This is a genomic window from Methanosarcina sp. UBA289, assembly GCA_002496565.1.
In the GTDB taxonomy this organism is placed as follows: Archaea; Halobacteriota; Methanosarcinia; order Methanosarcinales; family Methanosarcinaceae; genus Methanosarcina.
The window spans coordinates 43,234-64,545 of the sequence record DAKJ01000004.1 but is presented as its reverse complement, the minus strand read 5'-3'; the positions used below and the strand labels follow the sequence as shown (position 1 = coordinate 64,545).

16 protein-coding genes and 3 tRNA genes are annotated in these 21,312 nt (G+C 38.4%); 11 read left to right on the top strand and 8 right to left on the bottom strand.

The window, feature by feature from the left end:
• Nucleotides 1–138 precede the first annotated feature (138 nt).
• From BP549_RS00805 to BP549_RS00780, 6 genes are all read left to right on the top strand, one after another.
• Nucleotides 139–507: a DsrE family protein gene (locus tag BP549_RS00805; protein ID WP_292375794.1), complete on the top strand. Its 369-nt coding sequence runs from the start codon at nucleotides 139–141 to the stop codon at nucleotides 505–507.
• Between the two features lie 555 nt (nucleotides 508–1,062).
• Nucleotides 1,063–2,319 carry a hydroxymethylglutaryl-CoA reductase (NADPH) gene (hmgA, locus tag BP549_RS00800; RefSeq protein ID WP_292377427.1) on the top strand — a complete coding sequence of 419 codons (1,257 nt, stop codon included), beginning with the start codon at nucleotides 1,063–1,065 and terminating at the stop codon, nucleotides 2,317–2,319.
• A gap of 374 nt (nucleotides 2,320–2,693) precedes the next feature.
• Complete coding sequence (locus BP549_RS00795; RefSeq protein ID WP_292375798.1) at nucleotides 2,694–2,843, top strand: hypothetical protein; 150 nt, start codon at nucleotides 2,694–2,696, stop codon at nucleotides 2,841–2,843.
• Between the two features lie 523 nt (nucleotides 2,844–3,366).
• Complete coding sequence (locus tag BP549_RS00790) at nucleotides 3,367–5,106, top strand: 2-oxoacid:acceptor oxidoreductase subunit alpha (RefSeq protein ID WP_292377425.1); 1,740 nt, start codon at nucleotides 3,367–3,369, stop codon at nucleotides 5,104–5,106.
• Nucleotides 5,093–5,944 carry a 2-oxoacid:ferredoxin oxidoreductase subunit beta gene (locus BP549_RS00785; RefSeq protein ID WP_292377424.1) on the top strand — a complete coding sequence of 284 codons (852 nt, stop codon included), beginning with the start codon at nucleotides 5,093–5,095 and terminating at the stop codon, nucleotides 5,942–5,944. The genes BP549_RS00790 and BP549_RS00785 overlap by 14 nt, the downstream gene beginning before the upstream one ends.
• Before the next feature lie 304 nt (nucleotides 5,945–6,248).
• The gene (locus BP549_RS00780) at nucleotides 6,249–6,416 is read left to right on the top strand and encodes a hypothetical protein (protein ID WP_292375804.1); all 168 of its coding nucleotides are present in this window, start codon (nucleotides 6,249–6,251) and stop codon (nucleotides 6,414–6,416) included.
• A 161-nt stretch (nucleotides 6,417–6,577) separates the two neighbouring features.
• On the opposite strand, the gene BP549_RS00775 is transcribed toward BP549_RS00780, so the two are convergent.
• From BP549_RS00775 to BP549_RS00765, 3 genes are all read right to left on the bottom strand, one after another.
• Complete coding sequence (locus tag BP549_RS00775; protein WP_292375806.1) at nucleotides 6,578–6,757, bottom strand: hypothetical protein; 180 nt, start codon at nucleotides 6,755–6,757, stop codon at nucleotides 6,578–6,580.
• A 313-nt stretch (nucleotides 6,758–7,070) separates the two neighbouring features.
• Nucleotides 7,071–8,303: a homoaconitase large subunit gene (gene hacA / locus BP549_RS00770; RefSeq protein ID WP_292377549.1), complete on the bottom strand. Its 1,233-nt coding sequence runs from the start codon at nucleotides 8,301–8,303 to the stop codon at nucleotides 7,071–7,073.
• Between the two features lie 815 nt (nucleotides 8,304–9,118).
• Nucleotides 9,119–9,193, bottom strand: a complete 75-nt coding sequence (locus BP549_RS00765; protein ID WP_292377548.1) for a nitroreductase family protein — start codon at nucleotides 9,191–9,193, stop codon at nucleotides 9,119–9,121.
• Nucleotides 9,194–9,290: 97 nt separating this feature from the next.
• Here BP549_RS00765 and BP549_RS00760 point away from each other — a divergent pair, with 97 nt between their 5' ends.
• The gene (locus BP549_RS00760) at nucleotides 9,291–12,425 is read left to right on the top strand and encodes an NACHT domain-containing protein (RefSeq protein ID WP_292375808.1); all 3,135 of its coding nucleotides are present in this window, start codon (nucleotides 9,291–9,293) and stop codon (nucleotides 12,423–12,425) included.
• Between the two features lie 627 nt (nucleotides 12,426–13,052).
• Complete coding sequence (locus BP549_RS00755) at nucleotides 13,053–13,463, top strand: pyridoxamine 5'-phosphate oxidase family protein (RefSeq protein WP_292375810.1); 411 nt, start codon at nucleotides 13,053–13,055, stop codon at nucleotides 13,461–13,463.
• A 93-nt stretch (nucleotides 13,464–13,556) separates the two neighbouring features.
• Here the strand turns inward: BP549_RS00755 and hdrB are convergent, their stop codons facing one another.
• The 3 genes from hdrB to hdrA are packed head-to-tail and all read right to left on the bottom strand — an operon-like array spanning nucleotide 13,557 to nucleotide 17,573.
• The gene (gene hdrB, locus BP549_RS00750; protein ID WP_292377423.1) at nucleotides 13,557–14,501 is read right to left on the bottom strand and encodes a ferredoxin:CoB-CoM heterodisulfide reductase subunit HdrB; all 945 of its coding nucleotides are present in this window, start codon (nucleotides 14,499–14,501) and stop codon (nucleotides 13,557–13,559) included.
• Nucleotides 14,455–15,165 carry a ferredoxin:CoB-CoM heterodisulfide reductase subunit HdrC gene (hdrC, locus tag BP549_RS00745; RefSeq protein WP_292377422.1) on the bottom strand — a complete coding sequence of 237 codons (711 nt, stop codon included), beginning with the start codon at nucleotides 15,163–15,165 and terminating at the stop codon, nucleotides 14,455–14,457. The genes hdrB and hdrC overlap by 47 nt, the downstream gene beginning before the upstream one ends.
• Nucleotides 15,162–17,573: a ferredoxin:CoB-CoM heterodisulfide reductase subunit HdrA gene (hdrA, locus tag BP549_RS00740; protein WP_292377420.1), complete on the bottom strand. Its 2,412-nt coding sequence runs from the start codon at nucleotides 17,571–17,573 to the stop codon at nucleotides 15,162–15,164. Before hdrA ends, hdrC begins: the two co-directional genes overlap by 4 nt.
• A gap of 605 nt (nucleotides 17,574–18,178) precedes the next feature.
• Here hdrA and BP549_RS00735 point away from each other — a divergent pair.
• Together BP549_RS00735 and BP549_RS00730 are read left to right on the top strand one after the other, a co-directional pair.
• A complete protein-coding gene (locus BP549_RS00735) occupies nucleotides 18,179–18,580 on the top strand; it encodes a transcriptional regulator (RefSeq protein ID WP_292377419.1) in 402 nt (133 codons plus the stop codon).
• 1,010 nt (nucleotides 18,581–19,590) lie between these two features.
• Nucleotides 19,591–20,004 carry a transcriptional regulator gene (locus tag BP549_RS00730; protein ID WP_292377417.1) on the top strand — a complete coding sequence of 138 codons (414 nt, stop codon included), beginning with the start codon at nucleotides 19,591–19,593 and terminating at the stop codon, nucleotides 20,002–20,004.
• Between the two features lie 292 nt (nucleotides 20,005–20,296).
• On the opposite strand, the gene BP549_RS00725 is transcribed toward BP549_RS00730, so the two are convergent.
• Both BP549_RS00725 and BP549_RS00720 read right to left on the bottom strand, forming a co-directional pair.
• Nucleotides 20,297–20,373, bottom strand: a tRNA-Ile gene (locus BP549_RS00725).
• 63 nt (nucleotides 20,374–20,436) lie between these two features.
• A tRNA-Ile gene (locus BP549_RS00720) sits at nucleotides 20,437–20,513 on the bottom strand.
• Nucleotides 20,514–20,735: 222 nt separating this feature from the next.
• Between BP549_RS00720 and BP549_RS00715 the strand changes: the two genes are divergently transcribed.
• Nucleotides 20,736–20,807: transfer RNA gene (locus tag BP549_RS00715), tRNA-Ala, on the top strand.
• The last annotated feature ends 505 nt before the right edge of the window (nucleotides 20,808–21,312 follow it).

The window sequence follows — 21,312 nt, the reverse complement described above, 5'->3', positions numbered from 1 at the left end:
GAACTTTGCTGTGCTCACAAAGAAGAACATAATTATATAAAGAAAGTGAAAAAATATAGACTTCCTTTTTCAATGTGAAACTTTATATACATCTAGGTAATCTGTTTCAGAAATGTATTATTCATACCTGGAGTTTTTATGACAAAAGTCGAAAAAGTATTATTGCTGCTCAAAAACATGGTGTATGAAAGCACCAGTCCGCAGGAAACTCTCAAGTTTGCAAAGTATTACAGGAGTAAGGGGCTCGATGTGCAGGTAATTCTGTGGGGTCCTATGGGTGTGTTGCTTGCAAAGAAAGATAAAACAAGAGGATCACCCAAATACGATGCCACTGTTCAGGAATGCATCGACATGGGAGTTGAATTTCGGTGCTGCCAGCTTGCCTCGGACATGATCGGACTTAAGAAAGAAGAATTGATACCTGGAATTGAATTTATCTGCTCAAAAGAAGTGGCCGAGCTTTTTCTGAGATACACCGAAGAAAATCAGTTAATCATTAATTTCTGAGCCTTAAGAACATTTAGAATTAAATAAGAAATTTAAGAAACAAATTTTTCAAGTAGTTGGATGTGTTTTACTGAAGCCCTTTCTGAAGTAATGTTTTCTTCGACCTAATTCTACCCGGACCCGATTGATCCTGCAATCAGTAAATATAGATATGAAACAGGCCTATAGAACATTTAATCTATATTTCATCCAATTTTAGTCACTTTAAAAATTCTTATTGATTTCTGAGCCTTACTTACCACATCCCCTTTTAACGGATCTGCAGCCGAGTCTGAGAATTTTTATATAAATATTAAGGTTTGTAAGATTACAAGTATTCCTTGAATGTTAAAGGAAGCCGACAGATCTTTTTATGTATAGTGAAGGTTTTTTTACACAGCTTGAGAGTTATAGAATACGTCACATTGAGGAATGGATTATATGTCAATGTGGATATAGCTAGAATAAAGATACAAAAACGCGAATCAATAGATAGAGCGTTTTTGCACATATCGCATCCCTTCAGTCAATTAATTTTAAAGAAATGGAAAGAAAATAACTTCAGCAGGTGATTTCATGTTTTTACAAGATTATGAATTAAGTGAGGAGGAGAAAATTCTCTTACAAAAGGTTCTAGATGGAGATGTGGCTCTTCGCAAGATTGAGGAGTTTGCAGACCCTGTAACTTCAGTAAAACTCAGACGGCTTGCAATACAGGAGTTTGAAAAACTCGAGTTTGAGCACATTCAGAATTTTTCCCTTGATGTTGAGGCCGCATCGAAAAAAAATATTGAAAACATGATAGGCGCAGTTCAGATCCCTCTCGGAGTTGCCGGACTTCTGAAGGTAAATGGCGAATACGCAAATTCCGAATACTACATTCCTCTTGCTACAACTGAAGGGGCTCTTGTTGCCGGTGTAAATCGCGGCTGTTCGGTGATCACGAAATCAGGTGGAGCAAATGTAAGAGTCTTTGAGGACGAGATGACCAGAGCACCTGTCTTTAAGCTTGAGAGTCTTAGCAGGGTTAAAGAATTTTATGAGTGGGTAAAATGTCCTGAGATTTTCGAGCAGATGAAAGCCGTTGCTGAAAAGACGACACGTTTTGGAAAACTGCTTTCCGTAAAACCCTTCGTAACTGGCACATACGTATACCTCAGGTTCTCGTACGACACAAAAGACGCCATGGGCATGAACATGGTGACTATAGCTACTGATGCAGTGATGCACCTTATAGAAGATGAATTCGGTGCACATCCGGTTACCCTTTCAGGAAATATGTGTACCGACAAAAAACCCGCTTCCATAAGCACAATTCTCGGAAGAGGAAAAACCGTTGTAGCCGAGGTTACCATTCCAAAAGAAATTGTCAAAGAGACCTTGAAATGTACACCAGAATCCATGTTTGAGGTGAACTACAGCAAAAACCTTTTGGGTTCAGCAAGAGCAGGATCACTTGGCTTTAATGCCCATGCTGCAAACATTATTGCTGCTATCTACCTGGCCTGTGGGCAGGATGCAGCTCATGTTGTAGAAGGAAGCACTGCAATTACGAGCATGGAGCTTACGAAATACGAAGAAATTCACTGCTCTGTTACCCTGCCTGCCCTGCCTGTAGGAACTGTTGGAGGAGGCACTAGCCTTGGAACCCAGAGAGATTGCCTGAATATTCTTGGTGTTGCAGGCTCAGGTGACGTTCCCGGAGTAAACTCCAAGAAATTTGCAGAAATCGTAGCTTCTGCCGTGCTTGCAGGAGAAGTTAACCTTATAGGAGCCCAGGCTGCGGGGCACCTTGCCCGCGCTCATGCCCAGCTAGGCCGTGGGAAGTTCTAACGCAACCGTTGCGCCGGTTGATCACGCCGATAGGGTTTGGGGGTAAGGCTAAAACTCAAACGTCGCTAGGGGGGTTTCGCTCAAGCCTTTTTAAAAAGGCTTGATTTGAAACAAAAGTTAAATTTTATATGGGTTAGATTTTACATTAGGCGAGAAATCCCCTTTTCTGACACAGAATGGCTTTTGAGGAACACATTTCTATTTTCTCTTTTTGCCGGAAATTTGATCTTTTTCTTAGTCGAAGACTTGGATTTCTTATCTTTTTACTGAGAAAGAAGATTTGAAAAATTATATTGATTTATTATTATTTAATTTTTGATAAATTAGAAACCCTTATCATAATGTGAATTTGTAAACTTAATATGGAGGCATGCATGAGCAATCCTGTGGATATTCTGGCATGCGCAGTTACCTTATTGCTTTGCTTTTTAATATTATATAGCGTGCTGCAGGCAGATATATTGATACTTGGAATTGCCCTGGTAGGCTGTATTCTTTTTGGGAAGGTTCTCTATCTATTTTAAATCTCAATCACCGATTTGCTTATTAAGAGCTCATCCCAAAACTTAGAACTACATCCTTATATCTCTGATTTTGAATAATTAATCGATCCTTCGATCATGAAACTAGTTTTAAAATCCTTATATATACAAACAAGGTAGATTTCGAGATGAGCTCAATTCCATTTTTATTGTTTATTTCTTTTTGCCAATTTCACACAAATAAGGAAAAGAAGCAAGGTTATTTAAGGTTAAATAATAATATTTTCTCGGGGAACTCAATAGAAGAAAGCTAGATAGGGCCAGTAGCAAAAGGACAAGGAAAAAACTATCCAATAAAATTCTATTTTGCTGTTACTGTTTAAAACAGGCTCGAGGCTTGAATTTTAATGCATTTCATCAGCTAATAAAAAACCCTCGCACAGTACCAATTAAGACCTGTAAATTAGCCATAACTGAAATTCACCAATCGGGATTCATGGGGTAAAAACGTTGGTAAACTGAGCGAGCCAGAGAAACTGAAGATAAATAGAAGATAAAGAAAAATATGGGGGTTAAGTTTCTGGAGTATACACTTCGAATAGGAGGAGAGGCCGGACAGGGACTGCAGACCATAGGAGGAGCTCTTGCAAAGGTTTTCTCTCGAATAGGATATCATGTATTTACGCACCAGGACTACATGTCGAGGATACGGGGGGGACATAATTATTATCAGATACGGTTTTCCGACCAGAAAATCTCGGCATCCAGAGAGATGGTAGATATTCTTCTGGCTCTTGACCTGAACACCATTAAAATTGCCAGAAAGAATGTGAAAGACGGAGGATTTATTCTCTATGACTCTGAAATTGCCAAACAGAAATTAGAAGAACCGGAGTTCATAGATATTCCCTTCCGAAAGATAGCGCTGGATGTCGGGAAGAACAGCGTTATGGCAAATACTGTAGCAACCGGGGCAGCGCTTGGGTTGCTTGATCTCGGGCTTGAAGCCTTAAAAGAGATTTTGAGAGAAACTTTCCTGAGAAAAGGGGAAGAAATAGTCCAGAACAATATAGCCTGCGCAGAAGCAGGCTATAAATACGCTCTTACGAATTGTCCCAGATGCGAAGCTTTTGGAATCCGTGAGCCTGAGGAGAAAAGGCGCATACTCATAACCGGGCTGCAGGCAATCGGAGTAGGAGCAATTATGTCTGGCTGTAAGTTTTATTCTGCATATCCTATGTCGCCTTCAACAGGAATTATGGAGTATTTGGCTTCCAGGGCGGAAGAGTATAATCTCGTTGTTGAGCAGGCTGAAGACGAAATTGCAGCTATTAATATGGCGATAGGAGCTTCTTTTGCAGGGGTAAGGGCTATGACCGGAACGTCCGGAGGAGGATTCGCCCTTATGGTCGAAGGACTTTCCCTTACAGGAATGACCGAAACTCCTGTTGTGATTGCGGAAATGCAGCGCCCTGGACCAGCTACGGGCTTTCCCACACGCACTGAACAAGGAGACTTGCTTTTTATTCTTCACGCAGGCCACGGAGAGTTTCCGAGAGTTATTTTCGAGCCAGGAACTCCAAAGCAGGCTTTTTACCTGACTAACAGGGCTTTCGAACTTGCAGAAAAATACCAGATCCCTGTGTTCATTCAGTCCGACCAATACCTCGCAGAATCCGAATGGACTTTTGAAAACTTCGGTTTGGAGAACCTAATTTATAACGATTACCGACTGAGGGAAGAGGATCTTAAAGGCGTTACGGACTATAAACGTTACAAATATTCCAGTACAGGAATTTCTCTTCTTGCAGTCCCGGGGGAAGCCGGAAAACACCTTGTAGTAGCGGATAGTGATGAGCATGACGAAGATGGGCATATTGTAGAAGATTCCGAAACCCGCATCAAAATGGTTCACAAAAGGCTGCTGAACAAACTGCCGCTTATAAAGAAAGAAATCGAAGCTCCGCTTTTATATGGTGACTCCTCTCCAAAGATAGTGCTTGTAGGGCATGGATCTACTTATGGTGTGATAAAAGAGGTGGTTGATACAATTTCTAAGGACAAGAAAGTCGCAATGCTACATTTCAGCCAGATTTACCCTCTTCCCGAACTGGAAATGTTCGATTATATTGGGCTTCTTGAGAACGCAGATCTTACAATTTGCATAGAAAACAATGCCACTGGGCAGTTTGCAAAACTTCTAAAGGCAGAAACTGGATTTGGATTCTCCCACCAGATAAGCAAATATGATGGGAGACCTTTTACAATTGAAAACCTGAAGGAGGAGTTGAATGCCTACATCTGAAGAGTATAAAGGCCAGATTCCGGCCTGGTGCCCTGGATGCGGAAATTTTCAGATTCTTTCGGCCATCAAACAGGCACTTGTCGAACTTGGGATTGAACCCTGGGAAGTTCTTGTGGTTTCGGGAATAGGGCAAGCTGGAAAACTACCCCATTATATAAAATGCCATACGTTTAATGGGCTGCATGGTAGAACCCTGCCTGTGGCTACGGCTGCAAAACTTGCCAACCATTCCCTTCACGTAATTGCAGTTGCAGGAGATGGTGATTGCTACGGGGAAGGAGGAAATCATTTTCTTCATGCAATCCGCAGGAACCCGAATATTTCCATGTTCGTGCACAATAACCAAGTTTACGGACTGACCAAAGGGCAGGCCTCTCCTACTACAGCAGAGGGAACCTACACAACAATTCAGCCTTATGGCGTCCTTCAGGAATCAATGAACCCACTTGCCATGGCGATTTCCCAGAACTGTAGCTTCGTAGCTAGAGGTTTTGCAGGCGATCAGGAGCACCTTAAAGAACTTATGAAAGCTGCCATAACACACAGAGGTTTTGCCCTTCTTGATATTCTTCAACCTTGTGTGACCTTCAATAAGATAAACACATTCAAATGGTACAGGGACAGGGTTTACAAGCTTGGGGACGATTATGACCCTTACGACCATATAAAAGCCTTTGAGAAATCTCTGGAATGGGGAGATAAAATCCCAAATGGTATTTTTTATAAGTATGAGAGAGATGTATTTGAGGAGAGAATTCCGGCAATTCAGGAAAAACCCCTTGTAAGGCAAAAGTTTTCTCCTGAAGAAGTAAAGCACGAAATTGAGAAATTTTATTGAAATCTCCTCTTTCTATTTTTGTTTAAAATCGATTTTCTGAAATTTTGACATTCCTCAGAATAGTTTCAAGTTTAGAAGTAGCTTCTAATTTGAAAAATCGTTCTTAAATTTGTAGACGTTTTTAATAATACCCGGATGAAATCTTCACTGCGTTATCTCTTTTAATTTTTAAAGAGATGATAATAAATTAAGAAATATTAGTATCTATTTGAGATTTATATGTATTTGTATGGGAGGTAATCAATGGGGGACCATGCAGATAAAATTCTGAATATCTCACTTTTCATCAAAAAATCTCTGTCAAATGTTGAGAAAAAGAAATGCCAAGAAAAGTGAAAAAACTGTACCTATTATTTTTGGGGATAAATTGAGTCAAGAGTTACTTAAAAGTGAAGATTTGTGCCTTGAGGAAGAAAAAAGTTTCATGAGGTATATTGGAGAATCAAGCGTTGAAGAGCTTATTAGGATTTAAGAGCTTATTATGGATTTAAAAGATATTAAGAAACTCCTGGCCTGAGCAGAGGTCTGAAAGTCTAGACTCACAAGTGAGAAAGTAAATAAAAGAATGGTGACGGAGAAAGCCCGTCACAGAGAGATTAAAATCAGCTCTTAAGATTTTGCTCTTACGCATTTTCACTGATGGAAAAGCTCTTCTTTTGCATGGTTAAGGTTTTTATTTGCTTCCTCGATTTTATTGGCAGCTTCCAAGATATCCTCAGAAGCTCCGAGAAAACCATCTTTTTTGGCTTTCTGGGCCCATTCCCTGAGACTCTGTATGTGGCTTTCGTTATGCTCTATCCAGTGCTCAATCAAATGTGAAAGGTTCTCGTGACTAAGTTCTTCAGTAATAGTTGTCCCTCCTGTTAAAATATATGCGATTCATGGTATAAATCTCCGCTGGATATAATTAACAATTTTAGAATTCTGAACCAAAAAGAGATAAAAAGAAAGCCCAAAATGAATAAAATAATTTATTAAATTGAACAGTTTAAAAAATTGAACTGTTTGAAATCCTGAAGTGCATAGGTCAGGTTCCAGACTGTTCTATTGAAAATGTTCTGTTCAAACTATTCTGTTCAAATTTTTAGGGGTTCAGATATAAATGTCTGTCCTTTATTTTTCAGATTCAAACTGTCCTTGGATCAGTAATTTCTCCTGACAGTGCCGAAGCTGCTGCTGTTGCAGGAGATGCCAGGTAAATAAAACCGTCTTTTCCCATCCTGCCTTTGAAATTTCGGTTCGCGGTTGAAATACAGACTTCCCCTTCCCCGAGCACTCCCTGGTGAGCACCAAGACAGGGGCCGCAGCCAGGGGTTGCAAGCGTAACGCCTGCTTTAAGCAGAGTTTCCATTGTTCCGTTCTCAATTGCTGAAAGGAGAGTCGTGCGGGATGCAGGAATAACAATAGTCCTGACTGCGACCTTTTTTCCTTTAAGGATTGCTGCTGTGACCTCAAGGTCTTCAAGTCTCCCATTTGTGCACGTCCCTATGAAAACCTGGTCTACGTGGGTACCTTCAACCTCTCCCACAGGCTTTACGTTGTCAACCTGGTGCGGACAGGCTACCTGAGGCTCGATATCTTCAGCTGAGTAAACAGGTTCTTTTACATAGACTGCATCCTGGTCGGCATAAACCGGTTCATAGGGAGCAGCCGCCCTATTTTTCAGGAAATCGAAAGTTTTCTCGTCCGGCGGAACAATTCCAGTTTTTGCTCCCATTTCAATTGCCATGTTGCAGAGCGTCATTCTGCCGGAAACTGACAATTCGGAGATAGCCTGCCCGTGAAATTCTACAGCCTTATAGGTGGCCCCGTCAATTCCGGTCTTCCCGATAAGGTAAAGGGTCAAATCTTTTGCATAAACTCCTTTTCCAAGCCTTCCTTCAACCGTGAACCTTAGACTCTCTGGCACCTTAAACCAGAGCTTACCTGTGGCGAAAATTTCAGCCATATCGGTGGCTCCCACGCCTGTTGCAAAAGCCCCGAAAGCCCCATAAGTGCAGGAATGTGAATCAGCTCCCACAACCAGCTTTCCAGGCAGAGCGAATCCATTTTCGGGAAGCACCTGATGGCAGATTCCTTCACCAAGCTCATAGAAATTCGGAATGCCCTGCTCCTTCACCCATTCCCGGATTTCTTTTTGCAGGGTAGCTGAAGTTTCATTGTTTGCAGGCGCGATGTGGTCGAAGGGGATTACAATCCTTGAGGGGTCCCAGACCTTTTTCATTTCCATTTCCTTAAAAGCGTTAACTGTAAGTATCGAGGTCCCGTCATGCGCCATTGCATAATCAATATCTGCCAGGACAAAATCATTTGCCTTTGCCTCTTTTCCCGCTGCCCGCGAGAAAATTTTTTCGCTAATTGTTCCCAAAAGTAAGTCTCCTGTTTGATAATCAAGTAATAATGAAGTCTAAGAAACTCAGATTCCTGGATTCACTATAAAGAAATAACTGTAATATATCTTGACATATTAAAGAACAAAATCCTAATATTACAAATATAAATTGTACAAAAATCTTTTCAGCCTCTTGAAGCTGATTTATACAGGGTTTCTATAAAGCAAAATAAACTACTCTTTATTTAATTAAATGTGGCGCTGATGTCAACGCGTGATTATTTTTTTCTACATTAAACCTAATAATAAACTCTATTCCATTTACTTTTTTCAGTTTAAGTTCTCCATCTAACTGGTCAGCAAGGAAAGTTACAAACCGAAACTCAGGATTATGAAGTTCTTTGATATTAAGGCTTTCATAAAGGCACACACCGTTATTGAAAATTGCCAATATAAAATTGTACTCTTATAGCCTTCGCTTGTTTTTCAGTTTTTTTCGTATTCTTCTTCAGTTTCTTCTCTAGAAAGGTAATATGTTTAATGTCAATGATTCATTAATGTTAAAGTGTTCTTCTACTTCAACTATATAAATATATAATATTGTTTAGATATTTTTTTCCATTTAACTCTACTTTGCATAGATAATCTTTGTTACAAGAGTCCTTAGAATTTGCTTGTTTACCTGCTTAGAAAAAAATGCAATTAACATATAAGCAAACAGTGTCAGTTTTCTATAATGCAAGAAATAAGTGTACTTAATTAAGATATGCTACATCCCGCAGTATTTTTTGAGAATCAATCTCTTTCATGATAGCGTTTTTAGAGCAAATGCAAATAAACTTTCAGTTCTGCCTGTTTGCAGCCGATGGTGCAAGCCTAGCAGCCTCCAGTAGTTTCTCGAGATTATCCCTCGGTATGCGCGAGAGAAAAAGTGCAAATTAAATACTTTAACTGTATAAGTCTTAAAAGTAAGAATAAACTTCTATCTATTTATGGACGACGTGGATGAATGTTATGGGGCCGATCACTCAAACAATATTTGGCAAGTCGGTGTCTTCTGTAATTGGTTTTGGTACTCAAAGTCTGTGCAGAAAGATTGAAAAGTCACTCTTTGAAAAGACAGAAATAGAAAAAATAATTTTTGGTAAATCTTACTTTGATCCATTAATAGAAGAAGATCTCAAATCCATAAATAGGGAAATAAGTAATTTAGACGAAAATTTAAAAATAAATTTTGAATCGATATGTATATTTTTTAAGTGCCCGGCAATTGAAGGTATAATACGCCAAATATATGCAGCAAATATATTTCACAATTCCACTAACGAAAATATCAAAGATATCGAAAAAGAATTCACACTTTTGTTATCACAATACTTTGATATTAAAGAGAAGAGAATTTCGTGTCTTTCTTCATTACTTTTTAATATATTGATTAAAGGATGTCAAGAAGTACTCGACAAGCAAATTTCTAATGGTGAGATTATAGCTCTTGCAGCTACATCAAGTTACCATTCAAAAGTAATTTTGGATGAATTAACCGGAATCAAAAAAAATATAGAATTCCTTTCGAGAGAGAAATTAAATTTTAACGAAATTCAGGACTTTTTTGAGAAATATCGCAGTGTCTTGAAAAACAGAAACGAATACATAAAAATATCAAATTTTGAAGGTGGTGTAAGAAAACCCATCGAAAAAATCTATGTCTGCCCAAATTTCATAAAAAGAAGTAGAGATAATGAAAATAATAATCCCTTAGAGTTTTTTAATTTTCTTTTAAAAGTGCATCGTATTGTATTATTGGGTGATCCAGGAAATGGAAAAACCACCTTCACCAAAAAAATATGCTATGAACTTTCTGCTAGATATTCAGAAAGACTTTTTGCAGGAAGAGAAATAGTTCCTTTTGTAGTGGTGATTAGAGATTATCATGCCGAAAAAACGAAAAATAATATTTCCATTATCGATTTCATCAATGAAGAGTTCAGTAATGACTTTCAAATAGAACCGCCAAAGGGTACTTTTGAATATCTGCTATTAAATGGATATATTTTATTAATATTTGATGGACTTGATGAGCTTATAGATACAAGATATAGAGAAAAAATGGTAAACGAAATAGAATCATTCTGTACTCTTTATCCTTCGACTCCAATAATAGTCACTTCACGTAGAATAGGTTATGAACAAGCCACTTTAAGAGAAGATATGTTTGAGATCTATGAAATGACTTCTTTTAATCAAGCTCAAATAAAAGAATATGTAGAAAAATGGTTTAATCTAGATTTCGAATTAAGGCCAAATGAAAGAAGTGAGAAAGCAAGGCGCTTCATGATAGAAAGCGAAAAAGTCTCTGATCTTCGTTCTAATTCCTTGATGTTGTCTTTAATGTGCAATATATATAGGCAAGAAAATTACATTCCAGAAAATAGACCTAAAATATATCAAAAATGCGCTGAAATGCTGTTCAAAAAATGGGATAAACATAGAGGAATTAATCCTGGAATTACGATACAAGACTCAAAAATCGAATCTCTAATTTCTCATCTTGCTCATTGGATATATACAAACCAATCTTCAAAAGAAGGTGTAAGTGAGGAGGAATTAATAAAGAAATCAACTGAGTATCTTTATCCTTCTACTTATGAAGATAAAGATGAAGCCAAAGCTGTGGCAACAGATTTTGTAAATTTCTCAAGGGGGCGCGCATGGATACTTACTGCCATTGGTGCCACGAAGAATCAAGAGTTATATAAATTCACACACAGGACTTTTTTGGAATATTTTACAGCAGACTGGTTTTGTAGAAATTATGAGGAAACAAAAGAATTAACCAATGAGCTGATTCCAAAAATAAAAAGAAGAGAATGGGATGTGGTAATTCAATTAGCATTTCAGATGAGGGGAGAATACTCAGAAAGTGCTACAGATAAAATACTTTATACTATATTGAGCGTAGCAAAGGAATCAACGAATATGGAGCGTAAAAATTTACTCTCCTTTGCGGCAAGAAGCTTGGAATTTATGACTCCAAATCCAAACTTAGTTAAGGAAATTACAAAAGAGTGCTTTGAATTCTCTTTTTATCTTGGGAAAAATACCTTTGAAAAAATAATAGAACCAGGAGAATTTGAAACAGGGATTTTGCATTTAGGGGATCCGATTAAACCAATTTTAGACTTAAAATATTCTGTTAGAGAAAACCGAACCAAGGTTGTTGAAACATTAAAGAATTTGATATTATACTATATTAATAGTCAAAACGAGCATGAAGCAACACTAGCCGCAGAGATAGGTTTTGGACTGAATGAAAATCTAATTATGGGCAAAGATTTTGATAAAAAAGAGCAACTTTATTGGGATAATCTATCAGTTGATATAATAAAAGAATGCTATGCACATAATAAGTCTGTTTTTGAAGAGAATATACACTTATGTATACAATCTTACAATGTAATATTTGATAACAAAATAGAACTTATCCTTAAACTGTATGGTTTGAAAGGAATATTATTTGATTATTCTAGTTCTATGCTTCCAAGCACTCGTACTTCTGGCATTGGACAAAGATTGTTAAGCAATACTTTTGAGTATATCAGTCATCCAGGGAACCAAGTTTTTTATTCATATGCGGAGCAAAATATAGAGACAATATCAGATACATTAAAGAGAATTGGAGAATTTTATTTAGAGTGCTCTCTGCCTCTTGATCTAAAAGAAACATATTTATCTGGGACAGAAATGTATACAAACTGGGCGCCTTATTTTTCGCGAAATGAGTATCATAATCTTAGTTGCGAGAAAAATGAGTTGAGTATTAGATTTAATTACTCAGATTCTGCAGCCATCTTTGGAGAGTTTTGCCTACTTGCCACTTTTTTGGAACTGAATCTCAGTTCGAAAAAACCGAATGTAAAAGAGCTTATCGAAACAATAGATCCGAGTCCTCTAACTAATATTTTTTTGATATGGTCTGAAGATGGCGATTATATGGAAATAGGAAATGAACTTGATAAAATAAGATTCAATGATAGACAAAAAGAGTTCATTGCAAATTGGGTTCAAAAGAAAAGCTGCATTCTAAATGTATCTATTAGAAACAGAGAGATTAAGATATATAGACATTTTGTTAGGGATAAAAATAAATAACAAACAAAGTGTTCTTTACAATTTGATGAAACTCCTAATAAATAATCAATGTATGCATAAATAACTGAATAATTTTCCCACTCCAGAATGCGGTAAGAGTTCACTTCAGTAGTTATGCAGAGGTTTCTTTTCCTTGAAGGTACTAATTGGTTAATCAATAATTACCTATCGGGACTTATCCTCTTTACTTTCCGGCTCTTTTTCCATATAAATGCAGATTGAAGTCATTCCTGACCTTCTTTTTTGCTCATAAGAGCATCAAGCAAATCGCGGATTCAGTCTTCATGTTCCTTTGATTCCTTGGCTTTCATGTAATCGTATTTCCCAAAGAAATCAGATAGAGCTTGAGATACTGCATCAGAGACACTGGAAAACTCAGGGGTTTCAACTAAACTCTAAACATCTTTTTTGCTTCAGGGAGATACAGTTACGTTAATTTACTCCTTTTTATTTACAACTCCAGGCCTCACACATCAGGCGAAGTTTTAAGCATACTTATGACTCATATTTATCGCAGCTTGCATATCTAATAAAGCTCTTTTCTTGGAATACTTCTGGATAAAGCGACTTGCTCATTCAATTTTTCAGGAGAAGGGCAAGAAATAAGTTTGTGATGGGGGATTTAATATGACGTCAAAATTGATGGACTATTTTAACAAGCAACTGAGAATTGGGGTTCTCAGCACAGCGAGCAAAGACGGAAAGGTAGATTCAGCTATTTTCGGCTCACCCAATATGATCGATGAAAAGACCGTTGTAGTTGCAACTGGTAAGAACCGTACGTTCTCAAACCTTCAGGAAAACCCTTACGCGATATACATGATAATGGAGCAAGATACGGAATGGAAAGGGATCAGGGTTTATATGAAGATGAAGGAATCTGCAACGTCGGGGGAAATGCTTGATACGATTAAAAGCCATATTGCAAAAATGGCCGGGGAGGGGGCTGCGCAGATGATGTATGCAACGGTTACCTTCGAGATCATTGAGCTGAGACCTCTCGTTGATATGGGACAGGGCTGGGAGAAATCGATCTGAGTATTCAGAAGTGATGTGAATCAAATAAAAAATTAAAATAAAAATACTACAGGCTTAAACCTAAAAATATGGTTAAAAATAGATAAACCGAATTTATATTATGCCGTACTTTTCCAGAAATCCTTCAAGAGGCACGGAGTGGGTCTGGAAGCCACACACCTTGTAAGGGTGAGCGCCCATTGAAAGAGCTACAAACTGGGCAATATTCATGTGCACCATATCATATTTTACGCCAAACTCTTTTTCGATAACCGGCTGGTAGCGGTCGTACTGGATCTGGCAATTTGGGCACATATGGAGCATAAGCTCAATACCCGCTTTTTGAAGGCTGTCAAGTTTAGTCTTTGTCACCTGAAGTGAAGTACTTTTATTAAGATGGAGCTGGGAAAAGCCCATTCCACAGGTAAGAGTCCGGTCTTCGTACCAGCGCACAGGCTCGGCTCCACAGGCTGCTGCTATGTTGTCTATCAACTGGGGGTTTTCAGGGTTTCCAAGAACATCGAGATACTTAACTTTATAGTAGTGACAGGCATGATGGGATGCAGTTTTAACCCGTGAGAAATCAAATTTTTTCTGTTCCTTGATCTTGTCGACCTTACTTAAGAGAATTTCTATTGCATGGTAGAAGTTTGTTCTCGGATTCATATCGTCTTTTTCGTAAACAAGATTTTCAAGGCCCTGTTCCCGGAATATGGAGTTGACTTTTTCTCGGACTTCGGTGTTGGTATTAAGGACTTCACAAGCTTCCTTATTTACAGCATAGCAGGTTGAACAGAGGCAGGTTATATTAGGATAACCACATCTTTTTGCGACTGCGAAGTTCCGGGCTCCAATGGCTGCTGTTGTCAATCCTTCAAAGATGTCAGTATAATGACCTATTCCTGTGCAGCAGGACTGCTCATCATTTATACAGTAATCTATTCCAAGCCTGTCAAATACATAACAAGTGGAGGTTTCCACCCCTGGGTACTCCTGCCCGACCATGCAGCTTTTAAATAATAAAAGCTGGCTGTCCGGGATATCTCCTATCGCTTTCAAAACCAAAGTCTCCGCTTCTATTTTCTCTCTTGATACACTGGTTCTCCAGGAGCTGATGCAAAAGTTTTTCTTGTATTTTTGCCTTGAGCCATTTTTCCCTTTCAAAATAGCCTGTAGCTTCAAGAATGGCCTGAACTTCCCCATGGGTATTCCTAATGTCCCTGGAACTCAGCCCCAGTTCAACACGGGTTGACTCGAGATTTTTCTTGAACCTGATCCAACGTTCCCCGAGGTCTCTTTCCATATTCTTAACCCCAGCACCCGGTACCTTACTGGCTCCGTTTTCTGCAAGATACTCTCCTATCTCAAGGAAGTAGGCAAGCTTCTCAACCCCTATGCCTTCATTTATAGCCATCTGCCTGAGCACCTGCACAATTGTTACAGGGCTATTATTTCTGGGACAGCGTAGGTTACAGGAATAACAGTAGAAGCAGGACCAGATCATTTCGGATTCAAGTACACTGCGGTCATTTTCCAGCACCTTTTTCACAATCTGGCGCGGGCTGTAATCAGTAAATCGGGCTGCAGGACAGGAAGCCGTGCAGGCTCCACACTGGATGCAGCGATCAAGCCCCAGAGAGGCAGGTGTCCGGATGCTTTTCTTTGCTGTTTCTGCAAGGGTTTTACATTCCGGAGTATCGTATTCATTTACGTATGGAATCATTTGGTCATCTCTCCTTCCCGGGCAAGGCTGGTAAAAGTGCCTGCAAGCCCTCTTGTATTTGGAACATAGGCTTTTTTGAAATAGAGCCGGTTTCCTGAATCTCCAAGTTCTTTTTTCAATTTCTCGAAATGGCTGACAGTTAGAGGATATATAATCTCGGCTTTCGGGCTGTCTGGAGGATCTTCTATGAAAAGGACAGCTGATGCCCCACGTTTGAAGGCGTGAAGTAACAGGTCTTTATCTACCACCAGGTTTGTGGGCACCTTGATTAACTTGACATTTGAAGGATAGGTCAGTGCGCTGTTTCCTATATTATCGCAGGTTAAGGATGCGATCCCGCTATTTACAAAGCCCAGCAGGTCCCCTTCTTTGACTACCCCCTCAACTTCGGCGTTTAGCTGGGTTTTTGTAAAACCTGCAATCTGGATAGCTCCGTTCGGACAGACTTCAGTGCAATATCCGCATCCAGTACAGACAAGCGGATCTACGATAACCTTTCCATTCTCATTTAAGGAAAAAGCCTCGAAAGGACAACTGAGACATTCCTTGCACTGAGTACAGAGTAGCTGATTGATTGTCGGGATTTCGTTTACCAGGGCTTTTGGGCTGTCCGAAATAAAGGCCCTTCCCCTTATAGCTGCAAGCCCTGCCTGTGAAATAGTGTCTGTGACATCCTTAGGGCTCTGGGCAGTGCCGCAGACAAATATTCCATCCAGTGAACTGTCTACAGGCCTCAATTTCGAATGCCTTTCTTTAATAAAGCCGCTTTCATCCTGGCTGATATTCAATATACTGGCTATTTTTCGGGTTCCCTTTGAAGGGACCATTGCCGCAGAAAGCACGACAAGATCAGCAGGCAGCTCTGTTATTTTCTGATTAAGGGTATCTTCGAGTCTGACAACAAGGCTTTTATCCGATTTCTCTACAATTTCAGCAGGCCTTCCCCTTACAAATCTGACTCCCATATCCTGGACTGCCCGATAGTAGTTCTCGTAAAAGCCAAGCGCCCGCAAATCAACATAACAGATCGTGATTTCCGTACCTGGATATTTTTTCATTATAAGGTTCGAGTGCTTTAAGGCTGCCATGCAGCAGTACCTTGAACAATAGCGGTTTCCGCCTTCTTTTTCATCCCTTGAGCCCACACACTGGATCATAACTATCTTTTTAGGGGTTCCCGAACCATTCTCAGAAGAATTTTCAGAGGGACTTTTACTAGAGCAAGTATCTGTTATTGAATTGACAGCTTCAGGATCCAGGCTGAAATCCGAAGGCTTGAGCAGTGCCCCTTTTGTAGGGCCATTGATCCCGAGCATTCTGGCAAGTTCCATCTGGGTCATAACATTTTTGAAAATCCCATAGCCGTACTGGGGTTTCTGGGATACATCATATTCCTCAAATCCGGTAGCAACAATAACTGCACCTACATTGAGCTCAATAATCTCTTCCTTCTGTGAAAAATCAATTGCTCCAGATTTACAGGCTTCTGCACATTTCCCGCAGGTTTCGCCCTTGAACTGCAGACAGTGATCTGGATCTATGCAGTAGATTTTTGGAACAGATTGAGAAAAACGCAGTGAAATTGCCTTTTTGTCCACGCACCCACAGTTGAACTCGTTTTCAACCAGGACAGGACAGACACGGCTGCATCGGCCACAGCCTGTACAGTTGTCATGTACATATCTCGGTTTTTTCCTAAGCCTGACTGTGAAGTTGCCAGCACTTCCACTTAAGCGTTCCACCTCAGTCCAGGTTAAAAGGGTTATTTTCGGGTTAGTTGCTACCTCATTCATCAGTGGACTTAGCGAACACATTGCACACTCTTCGGCAAGCTTGTCAGGAGAAAAAACCTTACCTATTTTTGCCATGTTTCCACCTATACTAGAATCTTTCTCAACAAGGTAGGTGGAAATTCCATTATCAGCAAGGTTCACTGCCGCAGTAATCCCTGCAATTCCTCCGCCAATGACAAGAGCCTGTGGAACAATATTTACTTTTATATCCTCAAGCGGCTCAGGATTTTCAAGACGCCTGAGTTTTCCTCGAAGAAGTGAGAGAGCTTTCTCAGTCGCTCCGATTTTATCCGGATGTACCCAAGCACATTGTTCCCTTAGGTTTGCGATTTCGAGCATTGCCCGGTTCAAGCCTACATCCTGAATACACTTTTTAAAGAGAGTACCATGTTTAGAAGGAGTACACGATCCTATTACTATCCTGTCGAGGTTCCCTTCAGAAATCTTATTTTTGATCAGGGTCTGTCCCTCTCTCGAGCAAAGATACTCATAATCAAAGACCGGAATCCCTTCTGCCTTGAGGGTTTTCTTAAGGTAATTAATGTCAATACGTTCGGAAATATTCCCACTGCAATGGCAGATAAATACAGCGGTTTTGTCCTGGGCAGCGTTCATTATACTAAATCTTTGAGGGATTTGTATTTAAGGATTGTCAGAATTGCAAGGTATAATGACCCAAAAAGGAGAGAATGGTTAACAATATATGCAAAATTAGGATAATTATTAAGAGAAAAAGAGAACTTTGACCTTCAATATAAAAAGGATTTTAACTGTCAATTTTCTCTATATATTAGAATTATATTTCCTAAGCAAAGGAAAACTACAATGGAAAAATGGGTTTATTCTATAATGAGTTTATTCTATATATACATAGATGAGGCCTGCGGAGACCCAGTAATACAGCTTGTCTTTCATTATTCTAATTCTGATTTCTCAGAGTATAAAAAATAAATATGTTATGTTGTCGGGAAGTTTTTATAGGCATATAATTATATATATGGAGAAAGTATTATTATTTAAATTAACTGAGAAAAACAGATTTTGTGAGATACTCCCACATATCCGAAACTCATATAAATAGAAATATATTTAATAGAGCCGATAAAAGATAAGAAAAAAATAACATATCTGAAATAATATGTTTCTATTGATCTGAAAAATACTGGATGAAAAATGATATCGGAAGCGATCACAAACTGCTCTTTCGATATAAATGGTAGATGATAGTTGTGGCAGATAATGAGTTTACATCAGAGGACAATGAATTTAAAATGGGAGAAGTTGAATACGAGATGGTGGAGCTTTTAAGGAGGCTTAATATTAACAGGCCAGTTGCTCTCACCCTTGCATGCCTCTCAAAAGGAGAGGAAATTTCTTCCCAATGTATCGAAATGGTGTCAGGTTTGAGACAGCCAGAAGTTAGCATTGCAATGCGCTATCTTCGCGAAAATGACTGGATAGACATGCGGGAAGAAAAGAAAAATCAAGGCAAAGGACGACCGGTTAAAATGTATAAACTAACGGTCCAGATGGAAACAATCATCAATGCAATAGAAGAAAACGTTATGGCTGAAAGTAAAGCTGTGCTCCAGAATATAGAACGCCTCAAGAATCTTTCCTGAAAATCAATTTAAAAGCAGAGACATCACAAGCGCTATCTGCAAATTCTTAGAAGATTTAAAATTCTAAGACTTAAAATTCTTATTCTACAGTCTGGGTTTTATAACCCGGATTCGACTTCTTCTATGTTAAATAAAATATTTGAGGGAATTTCAAAATATTCCTAACACTTTCCTATAATTGTGTTATCTTTTCTCAATCCCTCTAATATCTATTTCCATTCGAATCTGTATTTCGAAAATAACAAAGAACCAGAAATCTTTCGGTTGCAAGATTAAGATTTACTCGCTTGAGGGTTAAAATCAAGCATGATAGGCTGTTTAATTAATCCTGTAATTCATACTGTTTTAAATCTATTGCTATTGAGTTGTTAACTCAACCGCGGATCCTTTAAAAATATAAAATAATGCAAAAGATACAAAGGAGAAACATCTCAAGAGAGCTAAAGAGGGTAGCTCGTAAACTTTATGAATTTCTAATATAAGGATGCCCTGAAAATTATTTTTACAACCTTATAACTTTGAAGAACTGGAATGATAGATTTAGTGAAGCTTATCTCAAAGCCTTCCTTAAATAGAATATTTCTTTTTTAAATGTTATATCTAAGGCCCAAACGCCTAATTAAGCAACTCCTTGTTATTATGTAGAACATAGTTAAAATTCAAAATTTGAATTTTAAGCAAAACTTGAGTTTAAAAAAGACGAAATTAAAAATAGATTTTGAATCCTAAAAGAAAGGCAGAATTAATAAACGAATTCTGAGTTTAAAAGAGAATTTTAGTTGAAAGAAATATTAGAGATTTTTTAATTTTATTAAAAAGAGAAAATGTTTTTAAAAATATAGAATCTATTAATAGGTTTAGAAGAAAATGAACAGCGTTTTTTCAAAGTCTTCAGCATGGAGAGACATTAAAAAGATATAAAACATGGATATAAACTAATAAATATTAAAAAGAAAACATAAGTAAATATTTATATTAATGGACTCTATAATGGCTCTTTGGGTGATTAAATGGTAGATGAAATTGGTCCAGTTATGGATATTTCTGACACAAAAGAAGAAATCCCGATGACTATGGGATCAAATGAATACGAAATGATTGAATTATTTAGAAGAATTAATGTCAGTAGGCCAATTGCTCTTACGCTTGCATGCCTTTCAAAAGGAAGGGAAATTTCATCCCAGAGTATTGAGATTATATCAGGCTTGAGACAGCCTGAAGTCAGTGTCGCAATGCGATATCTCCGTGAAAATAACTGGATTGATATCCGGGAAGAAAAGAAATCAAAAGGTAAAGGCAGACCTGTCAAGCTATACAAGCTTACAGTCCCAATGGATTGCATTGTCAGCAAGATAGAAGAAAAGATCATAGCCGAAAGCAGAATTGTGATCGGAAATATCGAAAGGCTGAAAAGCATTTCCTGAAATTCTTTGTGGGGATTTCCCCACTCAAACTTTTCCCTGATGATTCTTTTGCTACAGAAAACGTAACAAAAAATGTTTGTTTAAAGAATAATTATCAAAAAATTTCCAATTATACAAAGTAGCTTCGAAAATTGTCATTTTTATTTAAATTTCTTTTTTCAGAGTTTTCATAAAAATGTTTATAATAAAAAGATGAGAAACATGAAAAAAGACTCAAGAAATCTCAAAAAGGCTCGAAATAATAAGAATTCAACATAACAAAAATTCGATATGATAAAATTAAATAAATACTTGGTGGGCCCGCTGCGATTCGAACGCAGGACCTCACGGTTATCAGCCGTGCGCTCCACCAAGCTAAGCTACGGGCCCGAAATGAAGAACAAATGTGGTTACAAAAACCTGAAAATTTTCCTAAGAAAGGATTTTTAATTATGGTGGGCCCGCTGCGATTCGAACGCAGGACCTCACGGTTATCAGCCGTGCGCTCCACCAAGCTAAGCTACGGGCCCAAGTGTCAGGTATTTAAGATTTTCGAAGTTGAAAGGCTTTCTCGGGAAAGCATCTCAATCCGACAACACTTCTAATACTCAATTTACTACTTATAGCTTTTGCTTGAAGATAGTGAGTTTCCAAACTTTAAAATTTTATTTATAAGTTGCCGGGTCGGAGGGCGATAGCTTTATATAGTATATCGAGTGTATGAGGGATGCTGATAAAGCAAAGCCCAATATGGGCCGGTAGATCAGGGGAAGATCGCTACCTTGGCATGGTAGAGGCCTCGGGTTCAATTCCCGACCGGTCCACTTAAAATTTTTTTAAAATATTTAAATGGTTTTAATTAATATTACAATTTTTCAAGCTTCTTTTCTCAAAGATCTGTTTAACTGCACATATTTGTGTAATCAGCCATATTTTCCTGGATTTTTACATGATGTAGAACAGCAAAGCATCTTTAACCATCAGTCATTACGGCCAAAGGAAGTTACAATCTCAAAGTGCTATGCATAGAAAGGTATCTTTTTGTACTCATTTATCTACTCCTCCTCTTCATCTTTGTTCGCCTCTTCCCACCACTCATGTCTTTACTTAAAATACCACTACTATTAACCCTACAAAAGGATCGGCCTGCCAGAAACCAAAAAAAAGTTCATTTAAGTTTCAACAGTAAAGCTTCAACAGTAAAGGAAGCAATAGGACGGCGTAAGTTAATGTTTCCTTAGAGTGAGCCACTAGCGCTCTACTATTTATTTTAATGCCAAATTCATATATTTTGAAAATATGACCCAGCAAGCAATATCATAGCATAAT